This is a genomic window from Roseibium sp. M-1 (assembly GCF_054515675.1).
Window position 1 is genome coordinate 483,335 of record NZ_CM137257.1, and the last position, 15,470, is coordinate 498,804.

Consider the following 15,470-nt stretch of genomic DNA (forward strand, 5'->3'; position numbering starts at 1 on the left):
GCGCTGTGAACAGAGAGAAGACGCGATTGATTCTTGAGGCCTGTCGGCGATAGTGGGGCATGGACAGTCCTACCTCCCGCAGAAACTGGCGCCTCATCCTGTTTCAGGGCCTCTTTTATTCCCTGAAGCGCAGGCTGGCGCCGCCGAAAGTCTTCCTTCCCTTTATCTGTGTCGCCGCCGGTGCGCCGGTTTTCCTCGCTGCCCTAGTGGTGCCGCTCTTTACATTCGCCGCCCGGACCTCGGAGCTCGTTTCCGCGCCACTCGTATCGGGCGCCAGGCAGCGCAAGACCTACGTCATTTCCGGCATTGTCGGCATTGCGATCGGGCTCCTGATCGCGATTGTCGCCATCGAATCGAGGTCCGCGCTCGTGACCACGATCTGCATGGCGGTGGCGGCGATTGTCATCGGCATCGGGCGCGGGATCGGCAGTCTTGCCTATTCAACCTTGCTGCCGAGCCTTTTCGGCAAGGAGGGGCGGGGACATCTTCTGAACCTCGAGGGCGTCCTCAGCGCGCTTGCCTCTATGGCGATTGCGGTCGCCGCCTTCTCTGTCTTCAGGAACAGCGATCCGCTCCACAGCCATATCGCGCTCGCCTGGCTGGCCTTTCTGGTGGCTATCCCCGCTGTCATTCTGCTGCTGCCGGTGAGGGAGCCTGAACGTCCGTCGCTTGCCGTGAAGAGGTCCGATCGTTCAGGCGAACGCGGATTTAACGGCGTTAAACGCCGGTTCCTCTATTGCTGGCAGATTGCCGGCTTCAGGAAGTATCTCACCGCCCGCATTCTACTGTTGTCGGTGACCCAGGTGATGCCCTTCTACGCGATCCATGCGGCAAGTCTGCACAAGGACCAGTCCGGATCCTATGCGGGCTTTGTCATTGCCATGAGCGTCGGCGGCATCCTGAGCGGACCGATCCTCTATCGACTTGCCGGCCGTTCCACCGCTGTCAATCTGGCAACCGCCATCGGCGCGTCCATGCTGGCGGCTCTTCTGGCGCTGTGTGAAGATCTTGCCCTGACCGGTCCGCATTTTCTGCTTTACGTGCCTGTTCTGGTACTTGTCGCGCTCGCCGCCCAGATCGCGACCGTGGCGGTGACGGTCTATCTCGGCGAGATCGGTTCGGATGGCGACCGTGAATATTTCGTCGCCACCAGCCGCTTTGTCAGCGGTGTTATCGGCACGGCGGTTGCGGCCATTCTCGGTCTGCTGGCCCAGCTCCATGACGAGGCCATCCCCATTGCCATTATTCTGGCCGCCAATGCAGCCGCACTGGCCGTTGTACTGCTGGTTCTGCCGGAACAGCCGGAAGGCAACAAGGCTGAGTAGCGCGTCTGCAGCCGCCCGCAGGCCTTACACCCTTTGCATTGGCACCGGTCCTGTCTACATAATCGGTAAGTTGCAGCAGCTGTCAGGATCGAAAAGACAATCCAGGCAGCACTGAAGGTTTGAGCTCTGAGCGGAAAATGTCTGCGGTATGATCTATTTCATTATCGGCCTTCTCGTGCTGACAGCACTTCTGGCCTTCGGCAACCGCTTCGTTTCGGCCAATCCCGCGGTGCTTGCGAAGAACCTGAAGACCCTTTCGGGCGTCTTCCTGCTTCTGCTGGCGGCCGTTCTGGCGGTGACAGGGCGTTTCGTGTTTGCGCTGCCTGCTCTCGGGCTCGGTCTTTCGGTCCTGGGACTGACCGGGCTGAACCAATTGTCGGGCGGCTACAAGCCGAAAAAGACCTCCGGGCAGAGGTCCCGGGTGCGCACGGCGATGGTGGAAATGGAGCTGGAGCACGATACCGGTGTCATGACCGGACTGGTTCTTGCCGGCGGGTTTCAGGGCCGCCGGCTGGACGATCTGAGTGATGGCGAACTGGAGACCTTCTGGCGGGAAACCGCCCAGGACAGCCAGAGCCAGAAACTAGTCGAAGCTTATCTCGACCGCAGGCTTGCCAGCTGGCGTGAAGACTTCGAGCCGAATGGAACAGAGCGGCAGGGAAGCGCGGCGAGCTCGGGCCCCATGACAGATGAGGAGGCCTACCAGATCCTGGGGCTTTCGCGCGATGCCGGGGACGCGGAAATTCGAGCCGCGCACCGCAGGCTTATGATGCGGGTCCATCCCGACCAGGGAGGCTCCGGTTTCCTCGCGGCGAAAATCAACGAGGCTAAAGACACGCTTCTCAGAAGACATTGACGGCATCCGTTACGCGGTTACTGATAGATGGCGAAGCAGGCGTATTTGGCCTTCTTCAGGCTTTTGCAGGCATTCCAGGCTGCAGTTTTGGTGTCGAAGCCGACGAAGCGCGCCCGGTATAGGGTCTGGCCATCGGTTTCGACGGGTTCGGTGTAGGGAACGCGGCCCTTGAGCGCTGCGCCGGTCCGTTCCTTGGCGGACTTCAGCATGGCGATCGCCTGGTGCTCCGACTCGGTTGCGGCGATCTGGACCTGCCAGCCCGGCTCGATATCCCTGGTATCGCTGGTGGCAACCGTGACGCTGTCGTCCTCGGAGCCCTCGTCAATGCCTGCAGCAGAGGCGACTTCCGGAGCTGCAACGGTCTCGACCGGCTGCGGAGATACCGAAATGGTTTCCACGTTGACCAGCTTCGTCGGGGCCGTTCTTACCGGCTGCTGCTTCTGGGGAACGATATCCGCACGGGCCGCTTCAAGAAGCTGGGACTTGGATATCGAATTGGTGGACAGCGACGAGTCGGGGCTTTCCGGCGGGATCGGCGGCAGGGAGGTTGCAACTGCAAAGGTCGCGTCGAAGCGCTGCTTCACGGACTTCGGCGGAAGCGGAACCTCTGTGCCGAAACCTGGAACGGAGAGCGGAGCTTCTGCCTGCTGCACCGGAGCGGCTTCCTGGACCGGCGAGGGCGCAGGCGTGGGAATGGCGGCCGGGTCGGACGTGAAGGCGAGGACCATCGGCGCGCCTGTCGCCGGGGCGGCCGGTTCGCTGCCGGGCTTGGCATTGGGCAGCGGCGGATTTTTCAAGGCGACGGCGACAAATTCCGGTTCGGTCTTGCGCTGAACGATCAGCGGAGCCGATTTTGCGCCGCGACTTGCCTTCGACAGATAGCCGTTGATCAGCTTGGTCATCTGCGCGTTGCGCGAGGCGCCCGTCCTGCCACCGATGACGACAGCGACGATCTGGCGGCCGTCCCGGTTGACGGACGTTACCAGGTTGAAGCCGGAGGCCCGGATATAGCCGGTCTTGATACCGTCGACACCCTTCACACTGCCAAGCAGCTTGTTGTGGTTGCCGTAGGTGCGGCCCTTGTAGGAATAGGAGCGTGTCTTGAAGTAGCCATAATACTGCGGGAACCGCTCCTGGATGGCGATGCCGAGCGTCGCCATGTCTCGTGCCGTTGTACGCTGGCCACTGTCAGGCAAACCATGCGGGTTGCGGAACGTCGTCTTCGACATGCCGATCTGGCGAGCGGTCCGCGTCATGCGCTCGGCGAACTTGCGTTCCGAGCCGCCCAGATTTTCGGCGACGGTGGACGCGACATCGTTGGCCGACTTGGTGACGAGGGCGAGGATCGCATCCTTGACCTTGATCGTGCTGCCCGGCTTCAGACCCAGCTTCGACGGCGGACGCTGGGACGCATAGCTGGAAACGGACAGATTGCTGTCCAGGGACAACCGGCCTGCCTCAAGTTCCTCAAAGACGATGTAGAGCGTCATGATCTTGGTGAGCGAGGCGGGGTACCGGTAGGCATCCGCGGACGATTCATAAAGGGTCTTGCCCGTCTTGGCATCGACGACGATGCCAGAATATTGAGGGTTGGCCAAAGCCGTTGCCGGCGCCCCCAGAAGCAGGCCGCCGAGGGTCAGAATCTTTGCTGTACGGGCGAGAGCCCGAGCATTGCGAAACAAACGCATCCCAAACACAATTACTATCCCATTCCGGGTCACGTGGTTCGTGTCAAGGGCTGGCGGGTTGGATCTAACCCCCGTGCGATTCAAGCCGTCGCCCCGTTGTTCTGCTGAACATTTGATGGAATCACGGTTACGAATGAGTAAATGAATGACCGAAAAACCACTTTAAAAAATAGATTTTTGTTAGAGTTAATCTTTGGTTAATCTGGCGATTTGTGAATATTTGAAGATAATACATGATGTCTATCGATTAGAACTTGGTTCTTGCGGTTAATAAATTGTTTCTTTTGCCTTTTGTAGTGTTTCGCGGCATTTGTTCCGTAATAGCCCTGTCAAATTTTCTTGGGTTAGGAACGTCGAGTACATGATGAGCCTTTCGCGTCTGCGCAAAATCGCGGACAGAGGCTCACGTGGGGTGCGTTAATCTGACGCTGCGTGAGAATGGGGAATTGCTCGCAATGGTTGTTTTTGCGCTGCAAAATCACCTTGACACTTTTTGTGCGGTGCATTATCACGAAATCTCGTTAGGTAACGCGATGCGCGCGCCGATCCGCCCGGGTGAGCCAATGGACTGGCTTCAGGGCAGGGCCGCCGGATGAGGGCAGTGAAATGATGAACAGCTTTGACGACTTCCAGAAAATGAGCAAGGACAACATGGACATGGCCATGGAATCCTTCGGTTCCTTCAGCAAGGGTTTCCAGGCGATTGCCGCCGAGGTTGCCGACTATCAGAAGAAGTCCTTCGAAGAAGGCACTGCAGCCGTCGAGAAGCTGGTTGCCTCCAAGTCACTGGACAAGGCTTTTGAAGCTCAGGCCGATTACGTCAAGTCCGCTTACGAAGGTTTCGTCGGCGAGATGACCAAGATCGGTGAAATGGTCACGGATCTTTCCAAGGATGCCTACAAGCCTTACGAAGGCGTTATGGGCAAGATGGCCAAGTAAGCCTGAAATCACGCCGTTGCGGGACGGCGGAGTTTTGGAACCCGGCTCGTTCGAGCCGGGTTTTTTCATATATGCACAGTTTTGCCGGACTTGCCGGTCGAAGACCCTCCTTTCGCAGGGGGTGTCGAAATGCCTTCACTTCCCATCTTTTATTCAGATTTAGGAAACCTACATTCAGGTTAACCGGCAGCGCTGCCCTTGCAAATGCGCTGTTGTCCAAAATGTTGATGAAATCGACCATTGCGCGAGCGCGGCTTGCGCGGCAGGATTATCTCCGAAGAATGACTTGTCGCGATGCGGAGCCGTATTGCGGAAAGCCCCGGGCCAGCTGCACAGGGTAGCGGTCCGGAATTCGGAACTTGGTGATGGCCGGAGTGATAGAGGTAATAGAAACGGCAATGTCGGCGGGCTCTGAATTTGACAACGATGGTGGCGACACCGGAACGGTTGTTGTCACCCGTACAAAAACGGTAACGAAGCGGCCCAATCTCTATCGCGTGCTGCTTTTGAACGACGACTACACGCCGATGGAGTTCGTCATTCACGTTGTGGAGAACTTCTTCCAGAAGAACCGCGAAGAGGCGACCCGCATTATGCTGCATGTTCATCACCACGGCGTCGGGGAATGTGGAATCTTTTCCTACGAGGTCGCGGAGACCAAGGTCACTCAGGTGATGGATTTTGCCCGCAAGCACCAGCACCCGCTGCAATGCGTCATGGAAAAAAAGTGAGGACAATCGCACGTGCCTTCCTTCTCACGCAGTCTTGAAAAAGCACTCCACCAGGCTCTGGCATTCGCCAACGAGCGCCAGCAGGAATATGCGACGCTTGAGCACCTGTTGCTGGCCTTGCTGGACGACCAGGACGCGGCGGCAGTCATGCGGGCTTGCAACGTTGACCTGGATACGATCCGGCGCAACCTCCTGGAATATATCGAAACGGAACTCGACAATCTTGTCACCGACAGCGACGAGGATTCCAAGCCGACCGCCGGTTTCCAGCGCGTCATTCAGCGCGCCGTCATTCACGTGCAGTCGTCCGGCCGGGAAGAAGTGACGGGCGCCAACGTGCTCGTTGCGATCTTTGCCGAGCGTGAAAGCCACGCGGCCTATTTCCTGCAGGACCAGGACATGACCCGTTACGACGCGGTCAACTATATTTCGCACGGCATTGCCAAACGTCCCGGCATGTCCGAGGCCCGTCCAGTCGAAGGGGCGGATGAAGAAGATGTGATGCCCGGAGCTGAAACCGAGAAGAAGTCCGGTCAGAAGACGGACGCTCTTGAAGCTTACTGTGTCAATCTCAACGAAAAGGCGACCAAAGGAAAAATCGATCCTCTGATCGGCCGCGACAGCGAGATCCAGCGGACGATCCAGATCCTGTGCCGCCGCTCGAAGAACAACCCGCTCTTCGTCGGCGACCCCGGCGTGGGCAAGACGGCGATCGCGGAGGGCCTCGCCCATCGCATCGTCAACGGCGATGTGCCGGATGTCCTGAAGGACGCCACCATCTTTTCGCTCGACATGGGCTCGCTTCTGGCGGGCACCCGCTATCGCGGCGACTTCGAAGAACGCCTGAAGCAGGTGGTCAAGGAGATCGAGGACTATCCCGGTGCGGTGATGTTCATCGACGAGATCCACACGGTGATCGGCGCGGGCGCGACCTCGGGCGGGGCAATGGATGCCTCCAACCTCCTGAAACCTGCGCTTGCCTCGGGTGCGATCCGCTGCATCGGTTCGACCACCTATAAGGAATATCGCCAGTTCTTCGAAAAGGACCGGGCGCTGGTCCGTCGCTTCCAGAAGATCGACGTCAACGAGCCGTCGATTCCGGATGCCATCGATATCCTGAAGGGCCTGAAGCCTTATTTCGAGGACTTCCACAAGGTCCGCTACACCAACGATGCCATCAAGGTGGCGGTGGAACTGTCGGCGAAATACATTTCCGACCGCAAGCTGCCGGATAAGGCTATCGACGTTCTCGACGAGACCGGTGCCTCGCAGATGCTGGTTCCCGAAGCCCGCCGCCGTAAGACCATCGGCGTCAAGGAGATCGAGAACACCATCGCGACGATGGCCCGCATCCCGCCGAAATCCGTCTCCAAGGACGACGCGGAAGTGCTGGAGAACCTCGGCAAGGACCTGAAGCGGGTGGTCTATGGCCAGGACGCGGCCATCGAAACGCTGGCGTCTGCCATCAAGCTGGCCCGTGCGGGCCTGCGTGAGCCGGACAAGCCGATCGGCAGTTACCTCTTCTCCGGCCCGACGGGTGTCGGCAAGACCGAGGTGGCGCGTCAGCTGGCGTCGTCGCTGGGCGTGGAGCTGATCCGCTTCGACATGTCCGAATACATGGAGCGGCACACCGTGTCGCGCCTGATCGGTGCGCCTCCGGGTTATGTCGGCTTCGACCAGGGCGGTCTTCTGACCGACGGGGTCGACCAGCATCCGCATTGCGTGCTGCTGCTCGATGAAATCGAAAAGGCCCATCCGGACCTCTTCAACATCCTGCTGCAGGTGATGGACCACGGCAAGCTGACCGATCACAACGGCAAGCAGGTCGATTTCCGCAATGTCATCCTGATCATGACCACCAACGCGGGCGCCGCGGACATGGTCAAGATGCCAGTCGGCTTCAATCGCGTGAAGCGGGAAGGCGACGACGCGGAGGCGATCAACAAGCTGTTCACGCCGGAGTTCCGCAACCGCCTCGATGCCGTCATTCCCTTCGGCAACCTGCCGATGGAAGTTGTCTACCAGGTGGTCGAGAAGTTCGTCATGCAGCTGGAAGTCCAGCTGGCTGATCGCGGCGTGACCTTCGAGCTGACCGAAGATGCGGTCAAGTGGCTCGCCGACAAGGGCTATGACAGTCAGATGGGCGCCCGTCCGCTTGGCCGGGTGATCCAGGAGCACATCAAGCGGCCGCTGGCCGACGAAGTGCTCTTCGGCAAGCTCAAGAAGGGCGGCATGGTCAAGGTCAGCGTCTCCGAGGACGGCAAGGGCCTGCTGCTGGAAAGCATCGAGGAGCGGGCAACGCCGCAAAAGCCCAAGGCGAAGGCAGAGGCCAAACCGAAGCCGAAGCGCCGGCGCAAACCCGCCGTCAAGGCTGCCGCCAAGGATGCCAAACCGCCGGTGGCCAAGGGCGGCACGTCGAAGAAGAGCCTGGTTCCCAAGGTGCCGCTTGCCGATTGAGGGGTGGACTTGAAACGGAAAGCCCCGGAGAGATCCGGGGCTTTTTGTTGCCTGCTATTCCGGTTCCTCCGCCTAGGTGACGCGTTTCTGACGGTTTCATTCACATTTGGAATTGAAATCATTCAGCAAAATCATTTGCCGCCCCCGCTGTCTGACCCTAGCTATGCATCAGACAGGTTCGGGAGAATGCTCATGAACGACGAGAAGGTGGCCCTGATCACCGCCGGTGGATCCGGCATGGGGGCGGATGCAGCACGGCGGCTGGCGGCGGAGGGGTTCCGGGTGGCGATCCTGTCGTCTTCCGGCAAGGGGGAAGCACTGGCCAGGGAACTCGGCGGCGTCGGCTTTACCGGTTCCAATCTGATCGCTGAAGATCTAAAGTCCTTTGTCAATAAGGCATTGGAAGCTTTTGGCCGAATTGATGTTCTGATCAACTCCGCCGGCCATGGGCCCAAGGGCGACATCCTGGAAATTTCCGACGAGGATTGGCATCTCGGCATGGACTGTTACCTGATGAATGTCATCCGGCCGAGCCGTCTGGTGGCGCCGATGATGGCGGCGCAGGGCGGTGGCACGGTCATCAACATTTCCACCTTCGCCACCTTCGAGCCGGACCCGATGTTCCCGACGTCCGGCGTCTTCCGCGCAGGCCTTGCCAGCTTCACCAAGCTCTTTGCCGACAAGTTCGCGAGCCAGAATGTGCGCATGAACAACATCCTGCCGGGCTTCATCGACAGTCTGCCGGAAAAGGAAGACCGCCGCAGCCGCATCCCCATGGGCCGCTACGGCCGCTCCGACGAGGTCTCCAGCCTGATAGCCTATCTCGCCAGCGACGAGGCGGCCTATATCACCGGCCAGAATATCCGCATCGATGGCGGGCTGACGCGGTCGGTATAGCGTACCAATCCACCCTTCGGTGCACTGGACAGCTTTTTTGCAAAAAGGTAAGGCTACCTTACTAACTGCCGAGAGATGAGTCAGCTTGATGACGGCTTCAGACCGGTCCGTACCCGACAATCTGCCGCAAGAACCAACGCTCCCTTCCAGGGTCTGGATGGCGCGTGGTGCGCGGGCGGCGGTGTCCATTCCGGCATTTATCCTGACGGCCGCCTTTGTCGGTTATGCCGGCCTCGCACGCGAGACCGGGTTGACGCTGGTTGAGACACTTGCCATGACCGGCTTCGTCTGGGCTCTGCCGTCGATCGTGGTTCTGACCGGGGCGATTTCCTCCGGCATGGGGCTGATTCCGGCCGGGATCGCGGTGGCGCTGGCCTCCGTGCGCCTGATGCCGATGACCATGGCGCTGATGCCGATCATCAAGGTGCCGGGAAAAACGAAGACCTGGCAGCTCTTGATCGCTTCGCATTTTGTCGCGGTAACCGCCTGGGTCTTTGCCATGAAGAACCTGCCCGACCTGCCACGGGAAGGACGCCTGCCATTCTTCATCGGCTTTGGCGGGGCGGTGACGAGTTTTGTCTTCTGCATGACCGGCGTCTCCTATCTGCTGGTGGAGAGCATGCCGGGCATGGTTGCCGGGGCACTGTTCCTGCTGACGCCGGTCTATTTTCTGTGTTCGCTGTGGGGTGCGGCGCGGCTGAATGCGGATCGGGCGGCGATGGTGGCGGGCCTGCTGCTTGGGCCGGTCTTCTTTGTTCAACTGCCGGGGCTGGATCTCCTGTGGACCGGTCTGGTCGGCGGCTCGCTTGCCTATCTCGGGACGCGGATCATGCGCAGGGGGCTGCGCTGATGGCTGAAACGACAGGATCGCTCGTCCTCGAAACCTGGTGGCCTCTGGTGATGATCCTAGTCGCCGGCTGGCTTGCCACGGACGTCTGGCGCTGGCTTGGCGTTTTTGCCGGTGGCAGGCTGCGTGAGGACGGCGAACTGCTGATTTGGGTGCGCTGCGTGGCAACCGCACTGGTTGCGGGCGTCATCTCCAAGCTGATCCTGTTTCCGCAAGGGGCGCTTGCCGAAACGCCCCTGTGGCTGCGGCTGGCGGCTGCCGGTTTCGGCTTTGCAGCATTCTTTGCAACAAAGCAGCGGGTCTATGCGGGTGTCCTGGCGGCTGAAGTTTTTCTGGTCGCGGGCTGGCTTGCCCTGGAAGCGCTTGCCTCTTAGGAGCAACCGCAGCGGTCCGGCCCGAAAGGGCCGGTGGACCACTTGTGAAAATTAGCGGCTGTAACGCTCGTAGGCCGGGAACTGCTCGCGCAGATGTTGGCGATAGGCCAGCACACGATCGCCAGCTGCGCCCATTCCATAGCGGTTGAATATCTGCCAATCTTCCATGAAGACAAGATTGCGCTGTTCCTGGCTCAACGCTGCAAAAGCGCGCCGGCGCCCGCTGCCGGGGGGATAACTGATGCCACGATAGGAGGCGTAGTAGATGCCCGCCTGCAGTTCCACACCTGCAATTGCCTGAAACCCGCTTCCTCCGGCCACCATGGCAGCTTCGATATTGCTGATGGTTCCAATGCAAGATCCCACCGGGCCTGAGGCCGACATGAGCAGAAAGCGGCTGACCGAGGCGTAGCTGTTCATGGCCAGGAAGGTGAACACCTTCACATCCGTGTCCGCGATAAGGCCGGCTGCAACGCTGTGGACGACAACAGGACCGGCGAAGGTCTCAGCCGAAACGATAGATCCAGCGGGCCCCTTATAGACGTTGGACCCCCAGGACTGCATGCTTTGAGTGGAAAAGGAACCACTGAGGGGCAGGGGATTGGCGTCCAGGGAAACCCCCGCATTGAGACCGCTCAGAATGAATTTCGCCCTCTGGCTGGTTCCCTGTTCTTTGATAAAGAGGTTCATGGCACCGCCTCCGGCGGTCGCTTGCAAGCCGATGCCCACGTCCACTTCGACGTCTGCGTGGGACAATCCGTCAAATGTCCAGGATGTTCTGTGAAACATGATCGCAACTCCTTCTGCTGCGTCCGGTTTACCCGCAGAGCCGCATCGGATGCGTGATCGCCGTCACGCCTGACAAAAGCGTTATTGAGCGTGAGGTCCGGGCAACGCCGGCGTGACTTTTCGTGATGTCGAAGGATGGGGCCAGGCGCGACCGGAGGCGCTTTCCACGAAGTGCCTGGGAAGACACTTCGTTCCAGTGGAAGCTCCTGTTGCGATGCGCTAGCTTGAAGGAGGCGGGGTCTGTAACCCCGAACTCTGGGAGGAGACAATGGCGGATCAGGTTGAACTTTTTTATGCCCCGCAAACCCGGGCATCCGGTGTGCGCGTGCTCCTTGAGGAACTGGGCGCACCCTACAAGCTGAATGTCCTCAACCTGAGGCTCGGCGAAAACCGGCAACCTCACTATCTCTCTGTCAATCCGTCCGGCAAGGTGCCGGCACTGCGCGTCGGCAATGCGGTGATCACCGAGCAGGTCGCCGTCTACATTTATCTCGCCGATCTTTTTCCGGAAAAGGGCCTGACGCCGGCGCTCGACGATCCGCGCCGCGGGCCGTATCTGCGCTGGTTCGTTCATATGGCATCGTGCTTCGAGCCGGCGCTTGTCGACCGTGCCCTCAAGCGTGAGGAGCCGCCGATTTCCATGTCGCCCTATGGCTCCTTCGACACGGTGATGGAAAATATGCGCGCCCAGCTTGCCAAAGGGCCCTATGTGCTCGGTGAGCGCATGACAGCCGTTGATGTACTCTGGGGAATGGGACTGCGCTGGGGCATGATGTTCGGCATCGTGCCGGAGCTGGACGAATTCAAGGAATATGCCGCCCGGTTCGGCGAGCGGCCTTCCGTGGTGAAGGTCCTGCAGGAAGACCAGAACATGATCAAGGAGCAGGAAGACGCCGCCATCCAGGCCGGGATTGCGTGAGCCGGCCCGTCAGCCGTTAAGGATGAACTTTCCCGCCTTCTCCAGCGGGCAGCAGTGGCCCGTGATCAGGCCAGTGCTGCCCGGATCTTCTCCGCCTGCGCGGCCAGAAGGTCGTTGTCCGCCATCGTGCCCGTATGCGGTTTCAGCGACACGCCTTCGAAGCGCGGTATGACATGGACATGGGTGTGAAACACCACCTGGCCGCCGGCAGGTTCGGAAAACTGCTGGATCGTGGTGCCGTCGGCATCGAAGGCCTTGATCACCGTGCGCGCCATCTTCTGCACCGTTGCCATCACCGCGTTGAGATCGGCCTCGGCAATGTCGAGGATGTTGCGGGAAGGGGCCTTCGGAATGACAAGGATGTGGCCGTCGCCACGCGGCATGATGTCCATGATCACCAGAGTCTTGTCGTCCTCATGGACCCGGTGGCATGGCAGCTCGCCGCGCAGGATCCTGGCGAAGACGTTCTGGTCGTCATAGGCGGACGTGGTCATGATCGGTCTTCCTCGTTTATGCAGAGCCCGGCGGCAATCCGAAGCCCTTGTCAGGGAGCCTGCCGGTCGAAGTTGTGGCGTGGTTCTGTTGGTATCAGTTTCCGTCTCTCATGCAAGCGATCGGAAAGGCGAAGCCGTTGATGAAATCCGCCATTCGTTCCGGATCCATCAGCGGCGTGTCCTTTGCGCGGACAGGTGTAACGCCGTTCTGAAAGAGAAAGAGCTGCGCAATTTCACCGCTTACGGCGAAATTCACATTCTGGGGCAGGTCGCCGGCGATCTCGGAAATGCGTTTGGCGTCGAGCTTTTCGGCGATGACCCCGACGATTTCACCGTTGTTGTTGACAACGGGTCCTCCCTCCATGCCGGGCTGCACCGGAGCGGATATCTGCACCGTCACGCCCGTTCCAGCCAAACCCTTGAGAGATGTCACCGCGCCGCGGGTAACGTTGAAACCGCCAAGGAGACCGGAAAGGGGAAAGCCGCCAAGGGTGATATCCGAGTTGAGCGCGGCAGTCGCCGAGGCAAAGCTTGCGGCGGTATCGACAGCAATACCCGGGACGGTCAGAAGGAGCAGATCGAAATCCGGGTCAGTTGCCGCAATCGTCGCCCGATGACCGGCGACAGAGACATCGCTGCAACCTTCAAGCGCGTGCATGCTGGTGAGAACGCCGCCTTGCGTGGAAACGGCAAAACCGGAGGCGATTGACCTGGTGTTTTCGCTTGCCGGCATGGCTGTGGCATTTTGCGTGTCTGTCTCGGCGGTTTCCTGGGCGCGGGAAATGCGGTCCAGCTTGAGCACCATTCTGTCGACAGCCTTGTTGAGCCGGTCCGACATAGCGACCGGTTCCCTGTATCCGCGCGTGATGCTCGCCGTTACCAAGGCGAAGGCAAGCGCATCTTCGGGGGCGGCGTAGATGCCGATCGACGACCAGCGGCCATCATCCATGCGATGGGAATGAAGGTAGACCAGCCGTTCCCTGAAAGAGGCTTGTGTAATCCAAAGGTCCTCTTCCCTCAGTCTTTCAATGCCGGTGTTGTTCTTGGCATCCTTGGAGTGATGTCTCTTCATCTCCTGCTTGCTGCCTTTTGATATTGCGTAGACCAGCGAGGAATCCTTGTCGGTGAAGGAATTCTTGCTCTTTGAGAAATCGAGGTTTGCGAACGGGATCAGAACCGAGATCTTGAACAGGTCCAGATGATGGGTTGCCCAACGCCGGGAGCGGAATTCGGTATCCGTGTCGAATGCCAGATAGATTGCCACCCAGTTGAGAATGGGGCCGGCCATGTTGAAATTCCCGAAATACCGGTCGAAGGCCTCATGGCTTTCTTTGCTCCAGACACCATCCAGCTTGCCATCATAATCCGCGAACAGCACAAGGCCTGCCTGAAGGAATGTTCTCTCCGAAACCGTCAGCATGTCGGCGTCGAAGGGAGCGTTCAGTTCAAGCGAATCAGCCGCGTTCGCCGCCGGTACGAACCCGACAAGGCAGAAGAGGGCACAGCAGAGCCAGCGGCGCAGCAAGCTGAAATGGAGATTGGAATTCGGCAATTCTTCGTCCTGACTGCTGAACCTAGAAACACGAGATCAGAAAGGTGTAGTCGCTGAGGCGGGAGGCGATCTCTTCCGGAGCAAGGGGCTCGCCGCGCTCGGCCTTTTGCGGCGTGATGCCGTTCTGGTGGAGAAACAGCTGAGCGATGGTGCCTCGAACGGCAAAGTTGACGTTCTGAGGAATGTCGCCAATTGCCTCGGCGACCACCGCAGCATTCAGCTTGGAAACGACGACGCCGACCACCAGGCCCGAGGCGTTCACTGCCGGTCCACCCGAATTGCCCGGTTGCAGCGGGGCCGTGATTTGCATGTTGATGCCGCTGCCGCCGAGACCCTTGCGTGAGGCGACCGTGCCGCGCGTGATGTTCAGCCCGCCGAGCAAGCCGGTCAGTGGATAGCCGGCGGTCGTGATGTCGGAGTTCAATGCTGCGGGTGTGTCAGCGAAAACGGCAATTCCGGCCGGTTTCAGGTCGGGACTGTGGATCAGAGCCAGGTCGAAATTCTCGTCGCTGTCGACGATGAATGCCTGTTGCCCGCGAGCCTTCAGCCCCCGGCATCCTTCGACAACATGGGCATTGGTCAGAAGATAGCCGTCGGCAGTCACCGCGAAGCCGGTTCCCGTGCCGCGCGGGCCGTCTTTATCTTTCTCCCTTGCCGGAGCTGTGCCGCTTCCGTCGTCCTCACCCGGACGAGCCGTTTCGCCGATGTCCGGTTGGGTTCTATCGAACTCCTGCAAAAACACATCTGTCAGTCTGTCGAACCGTTCAGACGGAGAAATGGTGAGGGTAGTGTCTCGAAAAAGACCGGAAAAGATCACGTACATTCTGCCCGAATCTTCCCGTGTCGCTTGTATGGCAATCGTGTTCCATCTCGTGCCTCTCTTTTGGGAATAGACCAGGAAAACCGTGTCCTCGACGTCCAGAACGCTGGCCCATAGTCGTTCTTTCCTGCGGCTGAAAATGACGCCAACATCGACATCGTCATAGAAATGAGCTTCCTGCATCTCGGTATAGGATTGGACGATTGACTGAACCAGCATGTCGCCCATTCGAGCTTTGGCTCCTGCCTCGGTTTCGCTGCCTTCGACAAGATCCAGTTTTGGCGTCAACAGGTCCAAATCAACGCTGGAAAAGGTCGTTTTCGCCCAGCCCAGTTGCCTGAACTCGACGACCGTCGAGACGATCAGCAGCATCACGTCCGCGTTCGTCGGAGCATGATCCGCTTCCAGGTCCTGATTGATGAACTTTTGCAGGGCTTTTCTGCTGGTCGGTCCCCACAGCCCGTCTAGTGTGGCGATATAGTGCCGTTTGACGGCAAGGCCCATCTGCAGGAACCTGATTTCCTGACGCGTCAGCGAAGATGGGTTGAAGGGGGCGTCCGGATCGTTGAAATCCATGGAGAGCGCGTTTCCGGCGGCAACAAAGAACAACACAACCGAAAACAGAAACGAACGCATCCAGGAATCCATTGAGCAAATCGGCCTACATGGCGCGCTCACTATGGAGCATTTAAATCACAAGTCGCAATCGAATTGTGGCATGCGCGCCAGAGGCGAATGAGCTTGTCAGCGTCTTGCCAGGCAGTCTGCCGGTTTTCACGTTT

14 protein-coding genes are annotated in these 15,470 nt (G+C 59.4%); 9 read left to right on the forward strand and 5 right to left on the reverse strand.

Annotation, left to right across the window (positions count from 1 at the left end):
• The first annotated feature begins 59 nt into the window (after positions 1-59).
• Both ACX3M4_RS02350 and ACX3M4_RS02355 read left to right on the forward strand, forming a co-directional pair.
• The gene (locus ACX3M4_RS02350) at positions 60-1,325 is read left to right on the forward strand and encodes a hypothetical protein (RefSeq protein WP_459356992.1); all 1,266 of its coding nucleotides are present in this window, start codon (positions 60-62) and stop codon (positions 1,323-1,325) included.
• A 148-nt stretch (positions 1,326-1,473) separates the two neighbouring features.
• Positions 1,474-2,181, forward strand: a complete 708-nt coding sequence (locus ACX3M4_RS02355) for a DnaJ domain-containing protein (RefSeq protein ID WP_459356993.1) — start codon at positions 1,474-1,476, stop codon at positions 2,179-2,181.
• 17 nt (positions 2,182-2,198) lie between these two features.
• On the opposite strand, the gene ACX3M4_RS02360 is transcribed toward ACX3M4_RS02355, so the two are convergent.
• Entirely contained in the window at positions 2,199-3,869 is a 1,671-nt protein-coding gene (locus ACX3M4_RS02360) for a D-alanyl-D-alanine carboxypeptidase (protein ID WP_459356994.1), read from the reverse strand.
• 606 nt (positions 3,870-4,475) lie between these two features.
• Between ACX3M4_RS02360 and ACX3M4_RS02365 the strand changes: the two genes are divergently transcribed.
• The 6 genes from ACX3M4_RS02365 to ACX3M4_RS02390 all read left to right on the forward strand — a co-directional run bounded on the left by ACX3M4_RS02365 (position 4,476) and on the right by ACX3M4_RS02390 (position 10,114).
• Positions 4,476-4,808, forward strand: coding sequence for a phasin family protein (locus ACX3M4_RS02365; protein ID WP_459356995.1), 333 nt, complete (start codon positions 4,476-4,478; stop codon positions 4,806-4,808).
• A 398-nt stretch (positions 4,809-5,206) separates the two neighbouring features.
• A complete protein-coding gene (gene clpS / locus ACX3M4_RS02370) occupies positions 5,207-5,539 on the forward strand; it encodes an ATP-dependent Clp protease adapter ClpS (protein ID WP_459359353.1) in 333 nt (110 codons plus the stop codon).
• A 12-nt stretch (positions 5,540-5,551) separates the two neighbouring features.
• Entirely contained in the window at positions 5,552-7,996 is a 2,445-nt protein-coding gene (clpA, locus tag ACX3M4_RS02375) for an ATP-dependent Clp protease ATP-binding subunit ClpA (RefSeq protein WP_459356996.1), read from the forward strand.
• 192 nt (positions 7,997-8,188) lie between these two features.
• Positions 8,189-8,893, forward strand: a complete 705-nt coding sequence (locus tag ACX3M4_RS02380; protein WP_459356997.1) for an SDR family oxidoreductase — start codon at positions 8,189-8,191, stop codon at positions 8,891-8,893.
• 88 nt (positions 8,894-8,981) lie between these two features.
• Positions 8,982-9,743, forward strand: a complete 762-nt coding sequence (locus ACX3M4_RS02385) for an AzlC family ABC transporter permease (protein WP_459356998.1) — start codon at positions 8,982-8,984, stop codon at positions 9,741-9,743.
• A complete protein-coding gene (locus tag ACX3M4_RS02390) occupies positions 9,743-10,114 on the forward strand; it encodes an AzlD domain-containing protein (RefSeq protein ID WP_459356999.1) in 372 nt (123 codons plus the stop codon). Before ACX3M4_RS02385 ends, ACX3M4_RS02390 begins: the two co-directional genes overlap by 1 nt.
• Positions 10,115-10,165: 51 nt before the next feature.
• On the opposite strand, the gene ACX3M4_RS02395 is transcribed toward ACX3M4_RS02390, so the two are convergent.
• The gene (locus ACX3M4_RS02395; RefSeq protein WP_459357000.1) at positions 10,166-10,804 is read right to left on the reverse strand and encodes a hypothetical protein; all 639 of its coding nucleotides are present in this window, start codon (positions 10,802-10,804) and stop codon (positions 10,166-10,168) included.
• A 367-nt stretch (positions 10,805-11,171) separates the two neighbouring features.
• Between ACX3M4_RS02395 and ACX3M4_RS02400 the strand changes: the two genes are divergently transcribed.
• On the forward strand, positions 11,172-11,822 hold the full coding sequence (locus tag ACX3M4_RS02400) for a glutathione S-transferase family protein (protein WP_459357001.1): 651 nt from the start codon (positions 11,172-11,174) through the stop codon (positions 11,820-11,822).
• A gap of 65 nt (positions 11,823-11,887) precedes the next feature.
• On the opposite strand, the gene ACX3M4_RS02405 is transcribed toward ACX3M4_RS02400, so the two are convergent.
• The 3 genes from ACX3M4_RS02405 to ACX3M4_RS02415 form a co-directional block, all read right to left on the reverse strand.
• Positions 11,888-12,316: an HIT family protein gene (locus tag ACX3M4_RS02405; protein WP_459357002.1), complete on the reverse strand. Its 429-nt coding sequence runs from the start codon at positions 12,314-12,316 to the stop codon at positions 11,888-11,890.
• 94 nt (positions 12,317-12,410) lie between these two features.
• Positions 12,411-13,868, reverse strand: a complete 1,458-nt coding sequence (locus tag ACX3M4_RS02410; protein WP_459357003.1) for a S1 family peptidase — start codon at positions 13,866-13,868, stop codon at positions 12,411-12,413.
• 22 nt (positions 13,869-13,890) lie between these two features.
• A complete protein-coding gene (locus tag ACX3M4_RS02415; protein WP_459357004.1) occupies positions 13,891-15,324 on the reverse strand; it encodes a S1 family peptidase in 1,434 nt (477 codons plus the stop codon).
• Between the last annotated feature and the right edge of the window lie 146 nt (positions 15,325-15,470).

What these genes read in the sequence shown, in the direction of transcription:
- ACX3M4_RS02355 (WP_459356993.1), top strand. Translation starts at nt 1,474, where the DNA reads ATGATCTATTTCATTATCGGCCTTCTCGTGCTGACAGCACTTCTGGCC.
- ACX3M4_RS02385 (WP_459356998.1), top strand. Translation starts at nt 8,982, where the DNA reads ATGACGGCTTCAGACCGGTCCGTACCCGACAATCTGCCGCAAGAACCA.
- ACX3M4_RS02390 (WP_459356999.1), top strand. Translation starts at nt 9,743, where the DNA reads ATGGCTGAAACGACAGGATCGCTCGTCCTCGAAACCTGGTGGCCTCTG.
- ACX3M4_RS02415 (WP_459357004.1), bottom strand. Translation starts at nt 15,324, where the DNA reads ATGCGTTCGTTTCTGTTTTCGGTTGTGTTGTTCTTTGTTGCCGCCGGA.
- ACX3M4_RS02350 (WP_459356992.1), top strand. Translation starts at nt 60, where the DNA reads ATGGACAGTCCTACCTCCCGCAGAAACTGGCGCCTCATCCTGTTTCAG.
- ACX3M4_RS02400 (WP_459357001.1), top strand. Translation starts at nt 11,172, where the DNA reads ATGGCGGATCAGGTTGAACTTTTTTATGCCCCGCAAACCCGGGCATCC.
- ACX3M4_RS02360 (WP_459356994.1), bottom strand. Translation starts at nt 3,869, where the DNA reads ATGCGTTTGTTTCGCAATGCTCGGGCTCTCGCCCGTACAGCAAAGATT.
- ACX3M4_RS02405 (WP_459357002.1), bottom strand. Translation starts at nt 12,316, where the DNA reads ATGACCACGTCCGCCTATGACGACCAGAACGTCTTCGCCAGGATCCTG.
- ACX3M4_RS02380 (WP_459356997.1), top strand. Translation starts at nt 8,189, where the DNA reads ATGAACGACGAGAAGGTGGCCCTGATCACCGCCGGTGGATCCGGCATG.
- ACX3M4_RS02365 (WP_459356995.1), top strand. Translation starts at nt 4,476, where the DNA reads ATGATGAACAGCTTTGACGACTTCCAGAAAATGAGCAAGGACAACATG.
- ACX3M4_RS02395 (WP_459357000.1), bottom strand. Translation starts at nt 10,804, where the DNA reads ATGAACCTCTTTATCAAAGAACAGGGAACCAGCCAGAGGGCGAAATTC.
- clpS (WP_459359353.1), top strand. Translation starts at nt 5,207, where the DNA reads ATGTCGGCGGGCTCTGAATTTGACAACGATGGTGGCGACACCGGAACG.